Source organism: Rhodococcus sp. Chr-9, from assembly GCF_000801125.1.
Taxonomy (GTDB): Bacteria; Actinomycetota; Actinomycetes; order Mycobacteriales; family Mycobacteriaceae; genus Rhodococcus; species Rhodococcus pyridinivorans.
The window spans coordinates 1-4,340 of sequence record NZ_JTIZ01000102.1 but is presented as its reverse complement, the minus strand read 5'-3'; the positions used below and the strand labels follow the sequence as shown (position 1 = coordinate 4,340).

Genomic DNA, 4,340 nt, shown 5'->3' with positions numbered 1-4,340 from the left:
TCGCACCCAGCCGGCACCAGTACCACTGCTAACTGCGAAGAGCCCACAAAACGCGGAAGCCGACACGCTACCGACATAAAAACTAGAAACCGACACCGAATCGTGGAAACTACAAAAACTGTAGGGGCTCGTCGGGTCTGTCAGTAGCGTGGCGCACTGACCAGCCGTTCTCCACGGTCTTGTCGTCAGGGATTCTCACTATCCTGTCAGAATCTTCGCGAGGTGAAACCGAAGAATCTGCTGTCGTGGGGCCGAGGATGTGTAATCAGCGCGGATGATCGAGAGTGAGTTGCCGCTCGTGGAAATCGAAATGGAGGGTGGGATACCGATACAGCTCACCGATGGTCATGTAATCGGTGAAGAACGGGTCCCAGCGCACTGGGAAGAACATGCCTTGCCGCAAGGTCTGCTCCGATTCGCGTTGAAGCCGAAGGCTCACTGCACCGATGACCCGATCGGCCTTCGCGCCCATCCGGCTGCGGTCGAACACCAGAGCCGCCGCACAGGAACCGTAGTAATTCACCACATCGAAGGGTCGCGTGCCGGCATCGAGGACCTGGGCAAGTCGACGCCCCACTCGGGTAGGCAGCCGGCTGACCACCCGCACCAACGGCAGCAGCGCCTGAACTACCATGTACCCGAAGACCATGTGGAACAGTAGTTGCTCGTTGGTCCACCGTGTCCCCGACGACCGGCGCCCTAACGAGGCGTCGGACGCATCGGTCAGGAGCCGGTGCAGATGCACACGGGTGCGTTCGAGCTCGTCGGCGAGAGCGGTCCTATCCACCCGTTCGGCACGGTCCATGATCCCCACCTGCCCGGTGAGCCACCGGCACTGCAGCGGCCATCGATACCAGACTCCTCCTTCCCGGACGGCCTCCACAACTACCGGCCGGATACAGTCCGGTGCCGAGAATCGATATCGCGTCCCCGTCGAACCTGTCGTTTGATCGCCACTTGCCCAACACCCCTACTTCACTCCGTACGGGTGGGCTTCACCGCGCAGCGGCGACCCCTCATGTCCTCGCCGCGATAGCCGGCGCCCTCGATCAGCCCGCGTGGCTCTCGAGGAGCGAGGTGAGCTCCTCCGCGTAGGCGAGCTGGGTGCGCAGACGGGCGCAGCTGTCCTCGGCGCGCTCGTGGAACCCGGCCAGCACCGTGCGGGCCGCGGCCACTGCTTCGGGGACCGCGCCGGTATCGGCGATCACGTCGAGAGCGGCCAATAGTTCGCGCATCTCCTCGAGTGAGAACCCCAACGGTTTCATCCGCCGGATCACCAGCAGCCGCTGCACATCGCCTTCGGTGTAGAGCCGGAAGCCCCCGGCACTGCGAGCCGACGGCGTCACCAGACCGACCTCGTCGTAGTGCCGGATGGTCTTGAGGGACAGTTCGGTGCGCGCCGCCACCTGCCCGATCTGCATGTGGTCCGGCTCGATCCTCACCTGTGCGCTCCCCTTCTGTCCTGGTCGAACTTCCACCGTAGCGGGTCGAAGCACCCCTCGATTCGAACTCTACCCTTACGTGAGGGTAGAGTTCGGCGGGATCTGCGGGCGCGACTGTGCAGCCCCGTCCGCACCCGGGGTCGCCCCCGCTCTCTCGATTCATCGCCGAAAAAAGAAGGACACTTCCTGTGACCACTCCTGCCGGCAACGCACCGGCCGTACCCGAGGCCGACACCGACCCCGCCATCTCCGTACGCGCCGCTCTGCGCTCCCCGAAAAGCCTGAAAACCGAGATCCTCGCCGGTCTCGTCGTCGCGCTCGCGTTGATCCCGGAGGCAATCTCGTTCTCCATCATCGCCGGCGTCGACCCCCGCATCGGGCTGTTCGCCTCGTTCACCATGGCCGTGACCATCTCCATCGTCGGCGGGCGCCCGGCGATGATCACCGCGGCCACCGCCGCGATCGCCCTGGTCATCGCCCCGGTCGCCCGCGAGCACGGCCTCGACTACTTCATCGCCACCGTCATCCTCGCCGGCCTGCTGCAGGTCCTGCTCTCGATCCTCGGCGTGGCGAAGCTGATGCGATTCATCCCGCGCAGCGTGATGATCGGCTTCGTCAACGCCCTGGCCATCTTGATCTTCACCGCGCAACTACCGCACCTGATCGACGTGCCCACCCTGGTCTACCCGCTGGTCGCGGCCGGACTGGCGGTGATGTTCTTGCTGCCGAAGCTCACCACCGTGATCCCGGCGCCGCTGATGGCCATCGCGGCGCTCACCGCGGTGGTGCTCGTCTTCGGCTGGGACGTGCCGAACGTCGGCGACGAAGGCGCACTCCCCGACTCGCTGCCCGCCCTGTTCTTCCCCGATGTGCCGCTCAACGTCGAGACCCTCTCGATCATCGGCCCGTATGCGCTGGCGATGGCGTTGGTCGGCCTGCTCGAATCGCTGATGACCGCCAAACTCGTCGACGACATCACCGACACCCATTCGAACAAGACCCGCGAAGGCTGGGGCCAAGGCATCGCCAACCTCGTCACCGGCTTCTTCGGCGGCATGGGCGGCTGCGCGATGATCGGCCAGACCATGATCAACGTCAAGGTCTCCGGAGCGCGGACCCGCATCTCCACCTTCCTCGCCGGGGTGTTCCTGCTGATCCTCGTCGTCGCCCTCGGCGACATCGTCGCGTTGATCCCGATGGCCGCCCTCGTCGCCGTGATGATCATGGTCTCTGTCGCCACCCTCGACTGGCACAGCATTCACCCGCGCACCCTGCGGTTGATGCCGCGCAGCGAAACCCTCGTCATGGTCGTGACCGTCATCGCCACTGTCGTCACGCACAACCTCGCCATCGGCGTGATCCTCGGCGTGGTCACCGCGATGATCCTCTTCGCCCGCCGCGTCGCCCATCTGACCAGCGTCGAAAAAGTTGCCGATACCGACACCGACCGGGACGGCCGGATCGATACCCGCGTCTACAAGGTCCGCGGCGAATTGTTCTTCGCCTCCTCGAACCTCCTGATCTACCAGTTCGATTACGTCGGGGACCCGCAGAACATCGTCATCGATCTGACCGGTGCCGACATCTGGGACGCCTCGACCGTCGCCACCCTCGACGCGATCCGCCACAAATACGCCGCCAAAGGCAAAACCGTCGAGATCGTCGGTCTCGACGGGGCCAGCCTCGACCGCCTCGACCGACTCTCCGGCCGCCTCGGCGACAGCCACTGACCTGCCCGTCGGGTTGCGTCCGTGCCGGGCATCCGTCTCTCGAGATGCCCGGCACGGCGACAGCCGGTCGAGGACGGACTACGCCGTGCCGCCGTGCTGAACATCGACCGAGGGTGCCCGCTCGTACCGGTAGTCGACGTCGGTGGAAATTCCATGCGGCAGCAACGTCACCGCGAAGTACTCAGGCATCGCCTTGACATTGAGGCGCCATTGTTCCGACAGCGCCTGCCTCGCTCAAAGAGGACGCGGCCGCCGACGTTCCGGGGAGATCAGTCCTGCGGCGTGTCGCTCTTCAGGGCATCGATGGCGGCCTGCAAGGCGTTGGTGGCGTCGTCGGCGACCTCCGCGAGTCCCGGCTGATCGGCGACCTGCACCATCATCTGCGGGTTCATCGCATCGACCACCACTGTCTCGGGGTCGTCGGGGTCGGTGCGGACCACGACGTTGCAGGGGAGCAGGAGCCCGATCTGCCGGTCGACCGTCACCGCACGGTGGGCGAGCGGCGGATTGCACGCACCGAGGATCACGTAGTCCTCCATGTCCTCGCCGAGCTTCGCCTTCAGGGTGGCTTTCATGTCGATCTCGGTGAGCACGCCGAATCCCTGCTCGGACAGCGCCTTGCGGGTGCGTTCGACCGCGTCGGGGAACGAGGTGCGCAGGGTGGTCGAGAGTGCGAGTGTCATGGGTGTCCTGCTTTCTCTCGGAAGGTGAGGTGTCAGGCCAGAGCGAGGAAGAGCTTCTCGAGTTCGACCTCGGTCATCGGCTCCTTGCCGTCCTCGGCATTGCCGTTCATGCATTCCTTCAGGCCGGTTGCCACGATCTTGAAACCGGCGCGGTCCAGTGCGCGCGACACGGCTGCAAGCTGGGTGACGACGTCCTTGCAGTCCCGGCCCTGTTCGATCATCGCGATCACTCCGCCGAGCTGACCCTGCGCGCGGCGCAGCCGGTTGAGTACCAATGCGATGCTGTCTTCGTCGCCGACCATGGAGGCGTCCTTTCCTAGTGCTGTAGACCAGTGTACCCCCGGGGGTATCAAATCGGGGTGTGAGTCGTGCGACCGACTTCACCTCGTCGACCACGAGTGTGACATCCGTACCGTGCGGGTATGAGGACGGCGATCGTGGGCATTCCCCCCGGAGTGTGGACATCCTGAACACTGGGCCATGAA

General features: G+C 64.9%; 5 protein-coding genes. 1 reads left to right on the top strand and 4 read right to left on the bottom strand.

Annotation, left to right across the window (positions count from 1 at the left end; genetic code table 11):
• Positions 1-265: 265 nt before the first annotated feature.
• A complete protein-coding gene (locus QR64_RS15045; RefSeq protein WP_200886511.1) occupies positions 266-805 on the bottom strand; it encodes a DinB family protein in 540 nt (179 codons plus the stop codon).
• 244 nt (positions 806-1,049) lie between these two features.
• The gene (locus QR64_RS15040) at positions 1,050-1,421 is read right to left on the bottom strand and encodes a MerR family transcriptional regulator (RefSeq protein WP_039586007.1); all 372 of its coding nucleotides are present in this window, start codon (positions 1,419-1,421) and stop codon (positions 1,050-1,052) included.
• A gap of 209 nt (positions 1,422-1,630) precedes the next feature.
• Here QR64_RS15040 and QR64_RS15035 point away from each other — a divergent pair, with 209 nt between their 5' ends.
• Entirely contained in the window at positions 1,631-3,172 is a 1,542-nt protein-coding gene (locus QR64_RS15035) for a SulP family inorganic anion transporter (protein WP_039586006.1), read from the top strand.
• Between the two features lie 269 nt (positions 3,173-3,441).
• On the opposite strand, the gene QR64_RS15030 is transcribed toward QR64_RS15035, so the two are convergent.
• Both QR64_RS15030 and QR64_RS15025 read right to left on the bottom strand, forming a co-directional pair.
• Positions 3,442-3,855, bottom strand: coding sequence for a DUF302 domain-containing protein (locus QR64_RS15030; RefSeq protein WP_039586004.1), 414 nt, complete (start codon positions 3,853-3,855; stop codon positions 3,442-3,444).
• 32 nt (positions 3,856-3,887) lie between these two features.
• Positions 3,888-4,157, bottom strand: coding sequence for a metal-sensitive transcriptional regulator (locus QR64_RS15025; protein WP_039586002.1), 270 nt, complete (start codon positions 4,155-4,157; stop codon positions 3,888-3,890).
• Between the last annotated feature and the right edge of the window lie 183 nt (positions 4,158-4,340).

Coding starts and splice junctions, on each gene's coding strand:
- QR64_RS15045 (WP_200886511.1), bottom strand. CDS start 805: ATGGACCGTGCCGAACGGGTGGATAGGACCGCTCTCGCCGACGAGCTC.
- QR64_RS15040 (WP_039586007.1), bottom strand. CDS start 1,421: ATGCAGATCGGGCAGGTGGCGGCGCGCACCGAACTGTCCCTCAAGACC.
- QR64_RS15030 (WP_039586004.1), bottom strand. CDS start 3,855: ATGACACTCGCACTCTCGACCACCCTGCGCACCTCGTTCCCCGACGCG.
- QR64_RS15025 (WP_039586002.1), bottom strand. CDS start 4,157: ATGGTCGGCGACGAAGACAGCATCGCATTGGTACTCAACCGGCTGCGC.